Annotated in this window: 20 protein-coding genes; 5 read left to right on the forward strand and 15 right to left on the reverse strand. The window is 61.6% G+C overall.

Going from position 1 to position 16,951, the window contains the following annotated elements; all coding sequences use genetic code 11:
• The first annotated feature begins 104 nt into the window (after positions 1 to 104).
• The 3 genes from ispH to rnhA are packed head-to-tail and all read left to right on the forward strand — an operon-like array spanning position 105 to position 2,120.
• Entirely contained in the window at positions 105 to 1,055 is a 951-nt protein-coding gene (gene ispH / locus G0Q00_RS14835) for a 4-hydroxy-3-methylbut-2-enyl diphosphate reductase (RefSeq protein WP_163040757.1), read from the forward strand.
• A gap of 6 nt (positions 1,056 to 1,061) precedes the next feature.
• Positions 1,062 to 1,649 (forward strand): class I SAM-dependent methyltransferase, encoded by a 588-nt coding sequence (locus G0Q00_RS14840; protein ID WP_163040759.1) that lies wholly within the window; start codon positions 1,062 to 1,064, stop codon positions 1,647 to 1,649.
• A gap of 18 nt (positions 1,650 to 1,667) precedes the next feature.
• The gene (gene rnhA, locus G0Q00_RS14845) at positions 1,668 to 2,120 is read left to right on the forward strand and encodes a ribonuclease HI (RefSeq protein WP_163040761.1); all 453 of its coding nucleotides are present in this window, start codon (positions 1,668 to 1,670) and stop codon (positions 2,118 to 2,120) included.
• A gap of 10 nt (positions 2,121 to 2,130) precedes the next feature.
• On the opposite strand, the gene G0Q00_RS14850 is transcribed toward rnhA, so the two are convergent.
• The 4 genes from G0Q00_RS14850 to def (G0Q00_RS14865) are packed head-to-tail and all read right to left on the reverse strand — an operon-like array spanning position 2,131 to position 4,338.
• Entirely contained in the window at positions 2,131 to 2,370 is a 240-nt protein-coding gene (locus G0Q00_RS14850) for a GlsB/YeaQ/YmgE family stress response membrane protein (RefSeq protein ID WP_163040763.1), read from the reverse strand.
• A gap of 38 nt (positions 2,371 to 2,408) precedes the next feature.
• On the reverse strand, positions 2,409 to 3,308 hold the full coding sequence (fmt, locus tag G0Q00_RS14855; protein ID WP_163040765.1) for a methionyl-tRNA formyltransferase: 900 nt from the start codon (positions 3,306 to 3,308) through the stop codon (positions 2,409 to 2,411).
• Entirely contained in the window at positions 3,305 to 3,802 is a 498-nt protein-coding gene (gene def / locus G0Q00_RS14860; protein WP_163040767.1) for a peptide deformylase, read from the reverse strand. Before def (G0Q00_RS14860) ends, fmt begins: the two co-directional genes overlap by 4 nt.
• A complete protein-coding gene (gene def / locus G0Q00_RS14865) occupies positions 3,799 to 4,338 on the reverse strand; it encodes a peptide deformylase (RefSeq protein WP_239058476.1) in 540 nt (179 codons plus the stop codon). The genes def (G0Q00_RS14860) and def (G0Q00_RS14865) overlap by 4 nt, the downstream gene beginning before the upstream one ends.
• Positions 4,339 to 4,421: 83 nt before the next feature.
• Between def (G0Q00_RS14865) and G0Q00_RS14870 the strand changes: the two genes are divergently transcribed.
• Positions 4,422 to 5,594: a MalY/PatB family protein gene (locus tag G0Q00_RS14870; protein ID WP_163040769.1), complete on the forward strand. Its 1,173-nt coding sequence runs from the start codon at positions 4,422 to 4,424 to the stop codon at positions 5,592 to 5,594.
• Between the two features lie 59 nt (positions 5,595 to 5,653).
• Here G0Q00_RS14870 and G0Q00_RS14875 read toward each other — a convergent pair whose 3' ends face one another.
• From G0Q00_RS14875 to G0Q00_RS14920, 10 genes are all read right to left on the reverse strand, one after another.
• On the reverse strand, positions 5,654 to 6,001 hold the full coding sequence (locus G0Q00_RS14875; protein WP_370458586.1) for a hypothetical protein: 348 nt from the start codon (positions 5,999 to 6,001) through the stop codon (positions 5,654 to 5,656).
• An 85-nt stretch (positions 6,002 to 6,086) separates the two neighbouring features.
• The gene (locus G0Q00_RS14880; protein ID WP_163040773.1) at positions 6,087 to 7,532 is read right to left on the reverse strand and encodes a deoxyribodipyrimidine photo-lyase; all 1,446 of its coding nucleotides are present in this window, start codon (positions 7,530 to 7,532) and stop codon (positions 6,087 to 6,089) included.
• 65 nt (positions 7,533 to 7,597) lie between these two features.
• On the reverse strand, positions 7,598 to 8,389 hold the full coding sequence (gene cobM / locus G0Q00_RS14885) for a precorrin-4 C(11)-methyltransferase (RefSeq protein ID WP_163040776.1): 792 nt from the start codon (positions 8,387 to 8,389) through the stop codon (positions 7,598 to 7,600).
• Complete coding sequence (gene cobJ / locus G0Q00_RS14890) at positions 8,386 to 10,185, reverse strand: precorrin-3B C(17)-methyltransferase (protein ID WP_163040778.1); 1,800 nt, start codon at positions 10,183 to 10,185, stop codon at positions 8,386 to 8,388. The genes cobM and cobJ overlap by 4 nt, the downstream gene beginning before the upstream one ends.
• The gene (cobI, locus tag G0Q00_RS14895; RefSeq protein ID WP_163040780.1) at positions 10,176 to 10,877 is read right to left on the reverse strand and encodes a precorrin-2 C(20)-methyltransferase; all 702 of its coding nucleotides are present in this window, start codon (positions 10,875 to 10,877) and stop codon (positions 10,176 to 10,178) included. The genes cobJ and cobI overlap by 10 nt, the downstream gene beginning before the upstream one ends.
• Positions 10,874 to 12,073, reverse strand: a complete 1,200-nt coding sequence (gene cbiE / locus G0Q00_RS14900) for a precorrin-6y C5,15-methyltransferase (decarboxylating) subunit CbiE (protein WP_163040782.1) — start codon at positions 12,071 to 12,073, stop codon at positions 10,874 to 10,876. The genes cobI and cbiE overlap by 4 nt, the downstream gene beginning before the upstream one ends.
• Entirely contained in the window at positions 12,070 to 12,726 is a 657-nt protein-coding gene (locus G0Q00_RS14905) for a precorrin-8X methylmutase (protein WP_163040784.1), read from the reverse strand. Before G0Q00_RS14905 ends, cbiE begins: the two co-directional genes overlap by 4 nt.
• A complete protein-coding gene (locus G0Q00_RS14910; protein ID WP_163040907.1) occupies positions 12,723 to 13,952 on the reverse strand; it encodes a sirohydrochlorin chelatase in 1,230 nt (409 codons plus the stop codon). Before G0Q00_RS14910 ends, G0Q00_RS14905 begins: the two co-directional genes overlap by 4 nt.
• A gap of 21 nt (positions 13,953 to 13,973) precedes the next feature.
• Positions 13,974 to 14,201 carry a DUF6732 family protein gene (locus G0Q00_RS14915; protein ID WP_163040786.1) on the reverse strand — a complete coding sequence of 76 codons (228 nt, stop codon included), beginning with the start codon at positions 14,199 to 14,201 and terminating at the stop codon, positions 13,974 to 13,976.
• Between the two features lie 227 nt (positions 14,202 to 14,428).
• Positions 14,429 to 15,250 carry a protein-disulfide reductase DsbD domain-containing protein gene (locus tag G0Q00_RS14920; protein ID WP_163040788.1) on the reverse strand — a complete coding sequence of 274 codons (822 nt, stop codon included), beginning with the start codon at positions 15,248 to 15,250 and terminating at the stop codon, positions 14,429 to 14,431.
• Positions 15,251 to 15,359: 109 nt separating this feature from the next.
• On the opposite strand from G0Q00_RS14920, the gene G0Q00_RS14925 reads away from it, so the two are divergent.
• Positions 15,360 to 15,938 (forward strand): YqgE/AlgH family protein, encoded by a 579-nt coding sequence (locus G0Q00_RS14925; protein WP_239058478.1) that lies wholly within the window; start codon positions 15,360 to 15,362, stop codon positions 15,936 to 15,938.
• Here the strand turns inward: G0Q00_RS14925 and G0Q00_RS14930 are convergent.
• Positions 15,935 to 16,891 carry an L-threonylcarbamoyladenylate synthase gene (locus G0Q00_RS14930; RefSeq protein WP_163040790.1) on the reverse strand — a complete coding sequence of 319 codons (957 nt, stop codon included), beginning with the start codon at positions 16,889 to 16,891 and terminating at the stop codon, positions 15,935 to 15,937. The genes G0Q00_RS14925 and G0Q00_RS14930 overlap by 4 nt on opposite strands.
• Positions 16,892 to 16,951: the final 60 nt, after the last annotated feature.

Genomic DNA, 16,951 nt, shown 5'->3' on the forward strand with positions numbered 1-16,951 from the left:
GAAACAGACAGGCCGGGGCAAACGCTCCGGCCTGTTTCCTTTTGGGGGCGGCTCTGGACGACCCGCGCGAAAACCCTTACCTCTGACCCAGATCGGAGGACGCCATGACCAGACCCGCCCTGACCCTATATCTTGCAGCCCCCAACGGCTTTTGCGCTGGCGTGGATCGCGCCATCAAGATCGTCGAAATGGCGATCGAGAAATGGGGTGCGCCGATCTATGTCCGCCATGAAATCGTGCACAACAAATTCGTTGTGGACGGGCTGCGCGCAAAGGGTGCCGTGTTCGTTGAAGAGCTGGACGAATGCCCCACTGATCGCCCGGTCATCTTCTCGGCCCACGGCGTTGCGAAATCCGTTCCCGCCGAGGCCTCACGCCGCGAGATGGTTTATGTCGACGCCACCTGCCCGCTCGTCTCGAAAGTCCATATCGAGGCCGAGCGCCACCACGACAACGGTCTTCAGATGGTCATGATCGGCCATGAGGGTCACCCGGAAACGGTCGGCACGATGGGCCAACTGCCCGAAGGCGAAGTCCTGTTGGTCGAAACCGCCGAGGATGTCGCCACGCTGGCCCCCCGCGACCCCGAGCAACTGGCCTATATCACCCAGACCACCCTGTCCGTGGACGACACCGCTGGGATCGTCGCCGCCCTTCGCGACCGCTTCCCCGCCATTGTCGGCCCGCACAAAGAAGACATCTGCTATGCCACCACCAACCGTCAGCACGCGGTCAAAGCGATCGCGCCGCAATCGGACGCTCTGCTAGTAATCGGAGCGCCCAACAGCTCGAACTCGCGCCGCTTGGTCGAGGTCGCGCGCGCCAATGGCTGCGACTATTCCATGCTGGTGCAGCGCGCGTCCGAAATTGATTGGCGCGCGCTTGAAGGCATCCGCACGGTCGGTCTGACCGCAGGCGCATCCGCCCCGCAAGTGCTGGTGGACGAGGTGATCGACGCCTTCCGCGACCGCTATGATATGACCGTGGAACTGGTCGAAACCGCGCAGGAAAACATCGAATTCAAAGTCCCGCGCGTGCTGCGCGTACCTGCCTGACCCGGCATGTCCGAGGATCGCCAGACCCTAGACGTCTATGACGCCCAAGCCGCGGAATACGAGGCGCGGGTGGCGGTCAAGGACACCCCGGGGTTGGACGATTTCATCGCGGCCCTGCCTGAAAACGCGCATGTTCTGGATCTGGGCTGCGGCCCCGGCCTGACGGCCAAGCAGATGATCAATCACGGCATAACGGTGGATGCCACGGATGGCTCTGACGCGATGGTGAAACGCGCCCGCGGTCACGGAGTGACCGCGCGACAGGCCTTGTTTCACCAGATTGATGGTCAAGCTCTCTATGAGGGGATCTTTGCCAATTTCAGCCTGCTCCACCTGCCCAGGTCCGAGATGCCCGCGATGCTGGCCCGACTGCACAAGGCGTTGAGATCACAGGGTGTTCTGCACATCGGTGTCAAGCTGGGCACGGGCGACGCACGCGATGATCTGGGGCGGTTTTACACCTATTACCAACAGGACGAATTGGAAGAGCTGTTGACCTTGGCGGGCTTTACAATCATCACCCGCATTCTGGGCAGCGGCACCGGGCTGGATGGCCATTCATCCGACTGGATTGTCCTGCACGCGCGCAGCTAAGGCGAAAGGAACACACTCATGGCTGAATTTTTCGCCTATACCGATGGCGCCTGTTCCGGCAATCCCGGCCCCGGCGGCTGGGGCACGCTTTTGCAGGCCAAGGAAGGCAACGCTGTCGTCAAGGAACGCGAGTTGAAGGGCGGTGAGGCGCTGACCACCAACAACCAGATGGAACTTATGGCTGCCATCATGGCGCTTGAGACTTTGGGAAAGCCCTGTGCGATCACCGTCGTCACCGACAGCCAGTATGTGAAGAACGGCGTGACCGGCTGGATCCACGGCTGGAAGCGCAACGGGTGGAAGACTTCGGCCAAGAAGCCCGTGAAAAACGCCGAGCTATGGCAGCGTCTGGACGCCGCCCAAGCGCGTCATCACGTGACGTGGGAATGGGTGAAAGGCCACGCAGGCCACCCCGAAAACGAGCGTGCGGACGAACTGGCACGGGCCGGTATGGCGCCATTCAAGAGCTAAGACTTTCTGCCTAGCTGCGGCCCGAGTATTTCTGCCACAGCCAGATCAGCAGAATGGCCCCCAACACGGCTCCGATTGCTCCGAAGGCAATACTGCCCACCATCATCAACGCACGCATCAGAAGACCACTGATCAACGCGCCACCGACACCAATGGCAATCGTGGTGGGCACATCGGTGCGCACATCCATAATGCGCGTGGCCAGAAAGCCCGCTGCTGCACCAACGATGATCAAAAATATAATCGACATGCGATCAATATGGGGTCAGTACCCGCGAATTGAAAGGTTCAACCGACCTGATCTGGCATGTCAAAACCGCGCAGGAAGTCTTCGGCCTCCATCGCGCGTTTGCCGGGGCGTTGGGCGCGTAGAACTTCGACCGCGCCGTCACCGCACGCGATGGTCAGCCCGTCCAGAACCTGTCCGGCCGCACCGCTTCCATCGGCCAAACGCGAGGCCAGAAGCTTCACTTGCTCACCCGCCATATCGCATTTCGCACCGGGGAACGGAGACAAACCGCGGATCAGGCGATCCACATCGACTGCAGGTCTAGCCCAATCCACCCGCGCCTCGGCCTTGTCGATCTTGGTCGCATAGGTAACACCGTCCTCGGACTGCACCTCGGGAGTCAGGTCCGTTAAACGCGCCAGAGCGTCAACGATCATCCGCGACCCCATGGCCGCAAGACGGTCATGGAGCAGCGCAGTGGTTTCCTCGGCCCCGATGGGGGTGGCTTCGCGCAGCAGGACGGGTCCGGTGTCCAGACCGGCCTCCATCTGCATGATGCAAATGCCGGTCTCGGCGTCGCCCGCCATGATCGCGCGATGAATAGGCGCGGCCCCGCGCCAGCGAGGCAGAAGCGAGGCGTGGATGTTCAGGCAGCCATGTGTGGGCGCATCCAGAATGGCTTGCGGCAGGATCAGACCATAGGCGACGACAACCGCAGCATCCGCGTTCAGATCGGCAAAGGCTTGCTGTTCCTCGGCACTCTTCAGAGATACCGGGTGACGCACTTCCAAACCCAGTTCCAACGCGCGCGCGTGAACCGGACCGGGACGGTCTTTCTTGCCGCGCCCCGCAGGACGTGGCGGTTGGCAATAAACGGCTGCAATCTCATGCCCAGCCTCGACCAGAGCCTCCAGCACCGGAACGGAAAAGTCGGGCGACCCCATGAAGACCAGTCTCATCGCGCCAGCTTCCTTGCCTTTTTCACCAGCATGTCGCGCTTCACCTTCGACAGGTGATCCACATACATCTTGCCGTTCAGGTGGTCGATCTGGTGCTGAACAGACGTGGCCCAGATGTTCACGAAATCACGTTCCTCGACCTCGCCTGCTTCGTTCAGAAACCGCACGGTCACAGCGCGCGGACGGCTGATCACGGCAGAGACGCCGGGCAGGTTTGGGCTGGCTTCTTCGTGCTCGCGATACTGGGTCGAGGCATGCAGGATTTCCGGGTTGGCCATGCGCACAGCCTGCCCGCGTTCATCGGACGCATCCACAACCGCCAAGCGCAGCATGATCCCCAACTGAGGGGCCGCAAGCCCGACACCGGGCATCGAGTCCATCGCAAAGATCATTTCGTCCCAGATGGCACGGGTCTCGTCCGTCACGGCCTCGATCGGCTCGGCGGCCGTGCGCAGACATTTATGCGGGTATTTCACATAGGGACGGTGGGTCACGACCGGGCCAGCTCGCGCTTCAGTTTCTGCATCTTGCGGGTGATCATCTGGCGCTTCAGCGGCTTCAGATAATCAATGAACAGCTTGCCGTTCAGGTGGTCAATCTCGTGCTGCACACAGGTCGCCCACAGCCCGTCGAAATCGCGCTCTTGCAGGTTGCCATCGCGGTCCAGCCACTGCACGCGCACCTCTTTCGGGCGAGTAACTTCTGCGAACTGATCCGGGATCGACAGGCAGCCTTCCTCGTACACGTTCAACTCGTCCGAGGACTGAATGACCTCGGGGTTGAACATGATCAGGGGCTGCGGAGCCTCGTCTTCGTCCCGCACACAATCCAGCACGATCAGACGCTTCAGAATGCCAATCTGCGGGGCGGCCAGCCCGATGCCCGGCGCGTCATACATGGTTTCCAGCATGTCGTCGGCCAACGTCCGCAAGTCATCGGACAGGTCCGGCACGGCATCGGCCACCTTTTTCAGGCGCGGGTCGGGGTGGATGAGGATCGGTTTGATGGTCATAAGCAGCATGTAGGACATGCGCCGCGTTGGTGCAATGGCTGGCTTGCGCCTGCCGTCAAAGCCGCTAACGTGCCCCCAAACGCCATCCCGAAGGAGACACCATGAATTTCGACAAGATGACCGAGCGCCGGGGCACGCACTCCTCGAAATGGGACAAGATGGAGCAGCTGTTCGGCGTGTCGCCGGAAGACGGGCTGGCGATGTGGACGGCGGACAGCGATTATGAAACCGCGCCCTGCGTGATCGAAGCGGCCCGCAAAGCTGTCGAGCATGGCGTGTTTGGCTATTCGTGGGAATATGATGCCTATAAAGAGGCCGTCGCCTGGTGGATGCGCACCCGCCACAACTGGGACGTGAACCCGGATTCGGTTCTGTCCAGCCAAGGGCTTGGCAACGCGATCGCCCTGTGCCTGCAAACATTTACGCAACCCGGCGACGGCATCATCATCTTCACCCCGGTCTACCACGAGTTTGCCCTGAAGATCGGCAAGAATGGGCGAAAAGTTGTGGAATGCCCGCTGAAACGTGTTGGTGACCGCTATGAGCTGGATCTGGAAGACGCGCAGTCGCGCCTGACGGGCAACGAGAAGATGATCCTGTGGTGTTCGCCGCAGAACCCCTCGGGCCGGGTCTGGACCGAAGCCGAGCTGAAAGCAGTCGCCGCGTTTGCCGAGAAAAATGACCTGATGCTTGTGTCGGACGAGATCCATCAGGATTTGGTCTATCCGGATCACAAGTTCGTCCCGACAGCCGTCGCCGCACCCGAGGTGATCTCGCGTCTGATTACGCTGACGGCTGCCTCGAAGACCTTCAACATTGCAGGCCAGCGCACCGGCAACATGATCATCCCCGATGATGACCTGCGTAACGCCATGCGCGGAAAACTCTATCAGTTGGACTACGCGCCCGGCATGCTGGCCGTGTCAATGATCACCGCGGCGTATTCACCCGAGGGTGCAGAATGGGCGGATGCCCAGATCGCGCATCTGGAACGCAACCGCAAAATGTTCGACGAAGCGATCAACGCCATCCCCGGTGTGAAATCCATGCCGCTTGAGGCGACCTATCTGGCGTGGGTCGATTTCTCGGACACTGGCATGACCCATGACGAAGTGATTGCCCGCATCCGGGACGACGCCAAAATCGCGGTCAGCCCCGGCCCATCCTTCGGCATCGGCGGAGATGGCTTCCAGCGCTTCAACCTGGCCACCCAGGGCGCGCGGGTCGAGGACGCCATCGAGCGCATGCAGCGCGCCTTCGCAGATTTGCAGTAACAAATACAAAAGGCCCGCGCAGATCTGATCCGCGCGGGCCTTTTGTTTCTATCTCGGTGTCACATGCCTTCGATCAGGGCGACCGGCGCATTGTCTTCACGCGCATAGTCACGCGGCACCGCATCATGGGCTTCGGCCTTGCGTTTGAATTCGTATTTCATCTGACCGTCTTCCTCTTCCGAGGCAATGATCAGGCACTGATACAGATGCCGTGATCCGTCATAGAGATCCACCAACCCGCGCAAATGCGGGGCGCGTTCGGCGTCCAAGGCAAATCCAGTCTCCCAGAACTTGAGCACCGGAAACACCTCTTCGTTCACGCGAATGCGCAAACGGCTCTTTTTCTTGAGATCTTTCTTGCGCGCAGCTTCCAGCCCTTCGCGCACCTCTTTCGGCAGATATTCCACGGTTCGTCCCCTCCCAACGCAGATGACTATCATGGCACAAGATATGTCTCGGTCAAGTAAACGGAGTGTTAACCATGAGTTACATTCAAGACTTTAGCGAAAGCCCGCCAAACGCATCAAGTGCGGCCGAGCGGGCGTTGGCATGGTCCACGATCGGGTGAGGATAGGACGCCCCCAAGCGCACGCACGCCCCGTGCAGCGCTGCCTCGGGTGCCTGCCACGGGGCGCCAAGATAGCGGTCTGGCAGGGCCGAAAGCTCTGGCACCCACTGTCGTATATACGCACCGCTTGGGTCAAATTTCGCGGCCTGCGTGATTGGATTGAAAATGCGGAAATAGGGCGCAGCATCCGCCCTGCAGCCCGCCACCCACTGCCAACTGGCCGCGTTCGACGCCACATCTGCATCCAGCAGCGTGTCATGGAACCACACCAGCCCCGTGCGCCAATCGATGCGTAGGTGCTTGGTCAGGAACGAAGCCACGATCATCCGCACACGGTTGTGCATCGTGCCGGTCTGCCACAGCTCGCGCATGCCGGCATCGACAATGGGGTATCCGGTTTGTCCGTGCTGCCACGCGATCAGATCATCGGGCGCGTCGCGCCACGGGAAGGGGGCGAATTTCGGCTGGAACTCTACATCCGGCAAGCTGGGCGTGTGATAGAGCAGATAGGCCGCGAATTCGCGCCAGCCGAGTTCGGCGAGGAATTTGGTCGCGTCCCGTTCGCCAATGTCTCCGGTCGCCTCGGCACGGCGTAGACTGGCCAAGATCTGGCGCGGTGTGACCTCTCCCATCTGCAAATGCGGGGACAGGTACGACACACGGGCTTCTGCTGGGAAATCCCGCCCCTCGGCATAGCCATGCGCCCGCGAACTCAGGAAGTGACCCAACCGCGCAAACGCCCCGGCCTCGCCCGGTGTCCACAGCGGGCCAAACCCTGCGGCCCAATTGGGGCGGGTTGGCAGCAGCCCCCAATCCGGCAGATCTTCACTCGGCAGTTGGCGATATAATTTCAAATCGGCAGGGATCGGCAAGGCAGGCGACACCTGATCCAACTGGGCCAGACAGGCGCGCCAAAACGGGGTGAACACACGGAAGTGTGTGCCGGATTTGGTTGCCACCTGCCATGGCTCGAACAGATACCGCCCCGCGTGGCTTTCCGCCCGAATGCCCTGCGCCTTCAACTGCGTCTTCAGGTCCGTGTCTGCGGCGACCGCCTTGGGGGTGTAGCGACGCGACCAGTGCACCTCGTCCGCGCCAGTTTCCGCGATCACCTGCGACAGCACCGTCTGCGTCGGACCCGAACGCAACACCAACTGCCCACCCAACTGCGCGATCTGCGCTGCCATGGCGCTCAACGCGTGATGCAACCACCACCGTTGCGCCCCACCCATCGGGTCGGCGGGATGGGGATCATTCACATAGAGACAGATAACGGAGCGACCGGCAGCGCAGGCAGCGGTCAGGGCAGCATGATCTGACAGGCGCAGATCATTGCGAAACAGAAGGATGGTGGGGCGGGACGTGCTCATGAAATCCTCGTGTGTTGGATCTAGAGTATACGTCCCGCCACCGTGTTTAGATCAGTGCTTTTAGATCACGTATTATGATCCTCGACCAGATCGACACCCACCACTGGACGCAACACGTGGGGCTTCTCAGGATCGTAAAGAGCCGAATCCTTGAAGTCCCGACCACGATCCAGCGCAGGACCGACCAGAATCAACGCGGTGCGTGTGATCTTTTCGGCGCGGACTTTCTTGCGGATGTCGGCGATGGTGCCACGAATGAACATCTCGTCCGGCCAGCCGACGCGATAGGCGACGACCACCGGGCAATCCTCACCGTAATACGGGGTTAGAACGCGCTCGATCTCGCGCATGTTGCGCACGGCAAGGTGAATGGCGAGCGTGGCACCGGTCTTCGCAAAGTTCTCCAGCGTTTCGCCTTCGGGCATCGAGGTCGACTGCATCGACATCCGGGTCAGAACGATCGACTGGGCGATTTCCGGGATGGTCAGTTCCTGCCCCAAAGCGGCCGCGGCGGCGGCATAGGCGGGCACGCCGGGGATGACCTGATAGTCGATGCCGTCCGCGTTCAGACGGCGGATCTGTTCAGCAATCGCGCCGTACAGAGACGGGTCGCCGGAATGTACGCGGGCCACATCTTCGCCGCGCGCGTGGGCGGCTTTGATTTCCGCGTGGGTGTCGTCCAGCGTCATCGCAGCGGTATCCATGACTTTCGCATCGTCAGGGGCACAGGCGACAACCTGCGGCGGGACCAGAGACCCGGCGTACAGACACACCGGACACTCGCCAATGACGCGCTGCGCTTTCAGGGTCAGAAGTTCGGGATCACCGGGGCCGGCACCAATGAAATAGACGGTCATGACAGATCTCCATCAATGCGGCGGGCATAGCCGCGCGGGGTAAACATACGGGGGCCTTCGCCCAGTTGCGCCAGACGCGAGTTCGACGACCCCACCAGCACCACGGTCAGCATGTCGACCTCGTCCACCTGCAATTCGTCCAGACGGCGATAGCGGATGTTTTCGGTCGGGCGGCCCAAGTTCGAGGCCAGCATGACGGGCGTATCGGCAGGGCGGTGCTTCAACAGAATATCGCGGGCTTCGGCCAGCAGGGTGCGGCGCTTCATCGACACGGGGTTATAGAATGCGATCACGAAATCGCCCTCGGCGGCGGCATGCAGACGCTTCACGATATCCTCGCGGTGGGTCAGAAGATCCGACAGCGAAATGGCACAGAAATCGTGGCCCAACGGTGCGCCTGCACGGGCGGCTGCCCCTTGCAGCGCGGACACGCCGGGTGTGGAAACAACTTCGACCCGACGCGCTGCATCGGTCACGCCCTTTTCCTCGGCGGTACGGTCCAGAAGTTCGTACACCAGAGCGCCCATAGCGTAGATGCCTGCATCACCCGAACAGACCAGAGCCACGTTCTTGCCCTTACCCGCCTGTTCCAGCGCGTAACGGCAGCGGTCTTCTTCGCCGCCCAGCGGAAAGTCGGACCGGGTTTTGCCAGCGGCCAGCGGGCCGATCAGGTCAATGTAGAGCCCATAGCCCACCAGTTCCTCAGCCTCTTGCAACAGGTGGCTGGCTTCCGGCGTGCGCCATGTGTGCTGGCCCGGCCCGATCGAGACGATGGACAGCTTGCCACGGGTGCGGCCGCGCATCTCGGTGATCGGTTCGGGTGCACGCGCGATAGCGCAGGTGGTGTTGGCGGTTTTGACTTTGGGGGCGACCAGTTCGGCGTCCGGTCCAGCCGCAGCCAGAGCCGCGCCTTCGGACACGCCGTGACAGCCAACTTCCTCGAACACGACGTCCGAAGGGTTCGCCAGACGCCCGGTTTCGGCTTCCAGTTCTTCCGCCGTGAACACGCGGAACGGCACGTCCAGACGGCGCGCCAATTCATTCATCGCGCGCTCGTCGGCTTTCAGGTCCAGAGAGGTCACACAGGCGATGGCCTCGGGCGCGATGTTGGCAGCGACCAGTTGCTCGGACACATTCTGCCACAGCTCTTCGGGGTCCGCATTGCGCGCACAACCCACACCCAGCGCGAAGCGTTGCGGGTGATAGGCCAGACGGTTCGGGCCGGTCTCGACCGGAGCCTCGGTCACAACCAGTTCGACCGAGCCGCCCGCGTCTTCGATGTCAAAAATGTTCTCGCCCACGATGGACACGCCAGCGCCCGACAGCAGTTCTGCCATGGCCTCTTTCGCGTCCTTCTGGTTGGCCAGACGATAGCCCACCGGCGGCTCGTCCAGCGCCACGCCCATCGACACGTCGCCTGCGGTGGTGACGGCAGCGGTTGCACCAATGTCGGCTGCGATTTGAGTTGCCAGACGATTGGCCCCGCGATGCCCGCCCAGCAACGGCAGCACGGCGGATCCATCATCGGCGACGGCCACAACGGGCGGTTCGGCCAGTTTGTTGGCGAGGATCGGCGCCACCGCGCGGATCAGAATACCCGCAGCGCAGACGCCCACAATCGGCGTGCCTGCGGCAAACAGCATCCGCACGTGATCCAGCGCGTTGGGGAAGAATGCATCGGCTTTTTCGACACGGCCTTCACGGCCATGCACCTGTGCGCCCAACAGGGCAGCGACCTTATGGGCCAGAGGTTCGCCTGAAGCATTCAAGCAGATAACAACAGGCGTTACAGCCATGGGTCGGTTCCTTTCGCAAGCAGGATCATCGAGAAATAGGGGGCCTTTTCAGGGGCTTCGGACAGGGGCAGCACGACCTCTTCCGGCAGGCTGGCGCGTTCCACGTAAGTGGCTTTCGCCGTCAGGCCGAGGTCATCAATCACGCTGCGGATCTTGGGCAGGTGACGGCCAACTTTCATGATCGCCACCGACTCTGCGCCTTCGATCCGCGACCGAAGCTCGGCCTCGTCCAGCGGGCCGGGCAGCACGGTCAGGCGTTCATTGCGCGCAACCAAGGGCTTCTGCGCCCGTGCGGCAACCGTGGTGATCGAGGTCACACCGGGGATGATGTCGCAGTCGAACCGGTCCGACAGGCGCGCAAAGAGATACATGAACGAGCCATAGAAGAACGGATCGCCCTCGCACAGCACGACCACATCGTCACCAGCAGCCAGACGCTCGGCGATCTGAGCCGCGCCCGCGTCATAGGCGGCTTGTGCAGGCGCACGTTCGACGCTCATCGGGACGGGGATGCGGATCTCAATCGCGTCTTCGGCAATCAGATCGGCGGCGATCGAGCGGGCAAAACTGTCGCCACGCTCGAGCGCCGGATAGGCCACAACCTTGGCCGCAGCAATCAGGCGCGCAGCCTTCAGCGTCATCAGCTCGGGGTCTCCCGGGCCAAGGCCAATCCCGTATAGGGTTCCGTTCATCGTTTAATCAGGCTCCATTGGGTGACAGGGCGCAGGGGTTTCCAGCCGGACAGCGATCCCAGCGCTTCCGCGCGTTCCACAGACAGTTTCACCAATTGGCCGCCGTGTTTCTTGTGCAGCGCAGTCAGGCACATCTCGCTTTCGATGGTGACCGCGTTGGCGACCAACCGACCAAGCGGGCGCAGGGCGGCCCATGCGGCGTCGAAAGTTTCTTCGGTCAGGCCACCACCGATGAATACCGCATCGGGGGCATCCAGTCCGTCGAGCGCCGCAGGGACCATGCCGTCGACAAGCTCCAGACGTGGCACGCCCAGCGCCAGCGCGTTCGCAGCCGCCATGGCGCGGCGTTCGGGTTTCGGTTCAATCCCGATGGCACGGGCATAGCGCGCCCCGCGCATCCATTCGACAGCGACCGAGCCGCAGCCGGTCCCGATATCCCACAAAAGCGCGCCGCGCATCGGCATCAGCTTCGCCAGCGTGATCGCGCGGACCTCTTGCTTGGTCATGGTGCCGTCGGATTGAAACAGCTCGTCCGCCAGACCCGGCACACGCGGCAAAAGGGCGGCGTCAGGGGCGGCGATACAGTCCACCGCCAGCGTGTTGAACTCGGGCACCTGATGGTCCCAGCTTTCCGCCAGCCCATCAAACCGCGCTTCCTTGTCGCCGCCCATATGGGCCAGCACCGTCATGCGCGATTTGCCAAAGCCGCGCTCGGTCAGGAAGGTCGCGATCTGGCCGGGGGTCTCGGCCCCGGTGGTCAGAACCAAAAGCCGCGCGTCGGGCTGAATGAAGGCAATCATCTGCTCGACCGGGCGACCATGCACGGTCAGGGTTTCCAGATCTGCCATCGACCAGCCCATCCGGGCAGCGGCCAGTTGGAACGCGCCGACTTGCGGATGGAAAACGATCTGAGACGCATCGAAGTGACGTCCAATCTTCGCGCCGACCGAGAACCACAAAGGGTCGCCCGTCGCCAACACCGCCACACGTTTGCCTCGGCGGGCTTCCAGCTCAGCAATCAAACTGTCAAACGGCGAGGGCCACGCAAGGCGTTCCGCCTCGGTGTCCATCATCTCGTGATGACGTTTTCCGCCCACGATGACCTCGGCCGCATCCAGAACCGCGCGGGTTGCCGGGGCCAGCCCGTCCACACCGTCTTCGCCGATGCCGATGATATGCAGCCAAGGTTGGGTCATGCGTTTTCCTCCGGTAGCCCCGCTGCCAAAGCGTTCACGGCGGCTGATGCAATTGCCGATCCACCGCGTCGTCCGCGCAGGGCAACGAACTCGCAGCCGCGTGGGTTATTTGCCAGTTCCGCTTTGCTTTCAGCTGCACCCACAAAGCCCACAGGGAAGCCAAGGATCACGGCAGGTTTCGGGCCACCCGCGTCGATCAGCTCCAACAGATGGAACAGCGCGGTGGGGGCGTTACCCACGGCAACAACTGCACCCTCCAACTTGTCGGTCCACAACTCGACCGCAGCGGCAGAGCGCGTGTTGCCAATCTCTTTCGCAAGCGGAGGTGTACGCGGGTCGTTCAGGGTGACAATCACCTCGTTCTCGGCGGGCAGATAGCGGCGGATGATCCCCGCGCCCACCATCTCGCAATCGCAAAAGATCGGCGCGCCAGATTTCAGCGCTTCGTGGCCGACCTCATAGGCGTCTTCCGAGAAAGCCAGACGATCCGCGACTTCGACCATGCCACAGGCGTGGATCACACGGGTCGCAAGCGCCGCCATGCCACCGGGGAAACGGTCCAGCCGGGCTTCGCGGCGCAGGGTCGCGAAGCTTTCGGCATAGATCGCCATTGGGTCACGCTCGTAGCGCAGAGGGGGACGGCCCGAGCTCATTTCGAGCGTGCCGATTCTGGGCCATGCGGGTGTTTCGCATGGGGGTATTCCGCGTGCACGTGGTCATGATCGTGGTGGTGGTGATGGTCATGGCCGTGATCATGGTGATGATGGTGGTGCCCATGGTCATGATGGTGGTCGTGATCATGGTTGTCGTGGTGGTGATGCCCGATATACAGACGGCATTCGCCGGTGCAGAACGTGTCACACATCTTACAATCCGCCACATTCGACCCCGGTGCCGATGCCCCCTGCCCTTCAACGTGGTGGTGGTGGCTTTCCTGAACGGCGCCGACTTCAGCCTCGAAGCCCAGAACCTCGACGCGGTATTTGCACATCACGCAGGTGGGCGGCGGGACGTCTGCGAAGGCCGGGTGCTTCTCGCGATCCTCGACAGAAATGGTTTTCTCTTCGCCGCCATCCATTGCCAAAACCTGCGTGCGATAGCCACAGGTGCCGCAGTTTGGTGGGCGCACATCGCCCAGTTGTTCGGTCACACGCTCGGCGAAGGTTTCCAGCACCTTGGGGTGGTCGTTCAGATAGCCCGCTTTGACGAAATGGATGTCCGGGTTTTCTGCCGCAACCTTGTCGGTGAAGCCGAAAATCCGGTCTACGAGGATACCCGTAAACAGGAAATAGGGGAACACGATGACGCGCTTGTAGCCCAGCTTGGTCACGTGGTTCAGACAGGGTTCGACCAGAGGGAATGTCACGCCGGAATAGCCCACTTCCAGCCAGCCAAAGCCCATACCTTCCTGCAAGAGACGCGCCACCTTGGCGACGTTGCCGTTGGCGTCAGGGTCCGAGGCACCACGGCCGATGACCACAAGGCAGGTTTCTTCCAACGGCACTTCGCCCTTCTCGGCGTTGGCGGCGTCGACGGCTTCTTGAATACGCGCCCCAGCGGCGGCGATCATTTTGGGGTCCACGCCCAGCTCGCGGCCATAGGTCACGTCGACCCCGTGCTTTTCAGCATACGAGTTCAGAACCGTCGGAATGTCGTTCTTGGTGTGCATCGCGGCAAACAGCATGCCCGGGACGGCCAGAATGCGGTCACAACCGGCGTCACGCAGACGATCCAGACCGTCGCGGATCACCGGGTTTGCGAACTCCAGATAGCCATAATCGGTCATCCAGTCGTCCGGGAAATACGCCGGAAGCTTTTCGGCCAGGACCGCGAACTCGTCGACGGCTTCCTGGCTGCGCGAGCCGTGCCCGCAGATCATCACACCAATTTTAGACACGGATCAGGCCTCCTGCGGCTCTTCGTCTACACCTTCTGCCGCTTGCTCTTCAGCGTCGGCATCTTTCCCTTTTTGACCTTTCAGCGCCGCCCACAGGCCAATGCCTGCTGCCAGACCAATCAGGATAATCGCCCCGATATGGTCATGTCCTGCGACGTCTCCGATATGGCTGGGGTGGGCAATGGCCGGGCCGGCCAGAAGGCCAAGAACAACAAGAGCAAAACGGGTCATGCGGCATCCTTTCACGCATAAAGCGGGCGCAAAGAGGTTGCCTCTTTCGTTCAACGACGCTGTGTCTGATCCCCTATCTGGGTCGATCGCCGACAGCCAACCTCTCTGGCCCATAAGGGCTTCGTTGAGGTTTCTATAGAAAGCGAGTGGGATGGACGCAATGGGAAAGACGGCACGGGAAGGCCGTTTGGCGACATTCGGTGGTAGGTTTTGTGGAGAATGGTGCCTTATCCGCCCGTGCAGCCGCGAATGTCCACACCACGCCCAGCCGCTAGAACGGTCAGGCGCACGTCCGAACGATTCAGCAAGAAGGGCTTTCCCGAGGTCGGTACAAGTTCAGCCACCGTGGTCAGAACACGGCCATCGCGCTTGGTCGACAAAGTGTTCACCCAAAGCGACGGGTCCGCGGTTTCCACCACGACGACCTCGCCCTTGCCAACGCGCGGCATGTCGATCTTTGCAGTCAGGCGTAGCCCGTCTTTGATGGGTTCGACCTGACAGATGGCTTTGCGCAACCCGGCTTCGGCAGCCGTATCAGGTCGTGCATTTAGCGCGCGTTTGATGGGCCGCACGGCCTTGGTGGCTTGGGCGGGCAGTGTGACCGAGATCTCGGCGTCCATCGGCATGCACACATCTTTGCACACGCCAAGGTTCACGCTGCCTTTCAACGTGATGGGCTTGCCCGTTTCACTGGGCGTCAGGCTCATCGGCAGGATCAGGTCCTGCGCATAGCCGATGGTCTGCATTCCGGAGGTATCGAACACCTCGGGCACCGGCCAATGAAAGGTCACGCCCGCAAGATTGCCCGACCCGCGCCAATCGAGGCTTGGGGGAATGCCGGCCTCTCCGGGGCTACGCCAATAGGTCTTCCACCCATCCGCCAGCCGCACGCGCAGCGCCGCCATGTGGTTGCCCGACGCATCACGCCACCCCGGCAGGACGTCGATCTGCGCCACATCTTCAAGCGCAGGCGGCATCTCTGATTGGGCCGTAGCCGGAGACACCAGCGATAGGGTCCCAAGGAAGGCGGCAAGAAAGGCGTGTTTCATCGTCATGCCTAAATACATAGGCAGCAAATCACACATGTAAAATCACAAATGCTGGATAAGTTGTGACGAGCCCTTGCAAAGCAACCGCTGGACCGCTTTTCTATTAAGTATGAGCGACACCGATAACACCGAAATGAACCTCAGCGGAAAGCTGTTGATTGCGATGCCTGGGATGGGGGATCCACGGTTTGAAAAGTCCGTGGTTTTCATGTGCGCCCATTCGCCAGAAGGAGCGATGGGGCTGATCGTGAACAAACCCTCTGCCGAGCTGTCTTTGGGCGATGTGCTGGCGCAGCTCGACATCGACGCAAGCTCGATCACCAAGGCAGGAAAGGTGTTTTTCGGCGGCCCTGTGGAAGGCGGGCGTGGGTTCGTGTTGCACTCGGGTGAATACAACAACGACGATTCGACCTTGAAGGTGGATGAAGTGTTCTCGATGACAGCCACGCGCGACATTCTTGAGGCGATGGCCCATGGCGAAGGCCCAGAAGAGGCATTGGCCGCACTGGGTTATGCGGGCTGGTCACCGGGACAGATCGAAGACGAGATCCAGCAAAACGCGTGGCTGACATGCGACGCCGAGAAAGCGATCGTCTTTGCCGCTGACGACGACAGCAAATGGACCGCTGCGCTGGCCCAACTTGGCATTGATCCGTTGTTGCTGTCAGCCGAGGGCGGGCACGCTTAATCGCGTGGAGCCGCCGCACGGCGCAAACGATCATTGATCGCACGACCAAGCCCATGATCCGGAATGGGTGACACCGCTATCGGCGCGTCACCGTCCGCATCCAGTTTGTGCAGATAGCCAAACAAGTTCGCTGCAGCCTCGACCAGATCACCCGAGGGCGACAGGTTCAGTTCTGCATCCACATGGCCAAATCCCAACAGACGTTCACCCGGCGCAACAGTGTCCGCATTCAACCGCATCCGCGCATTCGGTGCATAGTGCGATTGAAGCTGACCCGGCGCGTTGATCGCCTCATCTTGACCACGCGCAGCCATCGGACCGCCCAGTGCGGCCTCAAGCGCTTCAACCGGCAGACCGCCGGGGCGCAGCAGTGTGGGTTCAGGATCCCAACCAACAATGGTGCTTTCCAGCCCAACGCCACAGGGACCTCCGTCCAACACGGCCTCGATCCGACCCGACAACCCGTCCAGCACATGCTGTGCGGTCGAGGGGCTGATCCGTCCAGAAGGGTTGGCCGAGGGCGCGGCGACGGGAACACCCGCGGCCTCCAAAAGTTGTTGTGCCAGTGGGTGCGCGGGCACGCGGATCGCAACAGTCGGCAACCCGGCAGACACCAGCGCCGACAGCGGCCCATCCGGTTTCAACGGCAGCACAAGCGTCAGCGGCCCGGGCCAGAACGCCATCGCCAAATCATGTGCGATGCCAGACAGCTCGGCATACTCCGATACCGCATCGACCGATGGCAAATGCACGATCAACGGGTTGAAATGCGGGCGGCCCTTGGCTTCAAAGATGCGTGCAACCGCCCGGTCGTCCGTTGCGTTGGCTCCAAGTCCATAAACCGTCTCGGTCGGGAAAGACACCAACGCACCTGCGCGCAAAAGCTCAGCCGCGCGGGCAATCCCGTCTGCGTCGTCCTGCAAATGCTCGGTTTTCAACTCGCGTTCGGCCATGACGCTGCGTTTTCCTTTGCCCTTCAAATGACCTTCGGTAAGGGATCATCAAAGCCCTGT

Source organism: Aliiroseovarius sp. PrR006, from assembly GCF_010500215.1.
In the GTDB taxonomy this organism is placed as follows: Bacteria; Pseudomonadota; Alphaproteobacteria; order Rhodobacterales; family Rhodobacteraceae; genus Aliiroseovarius.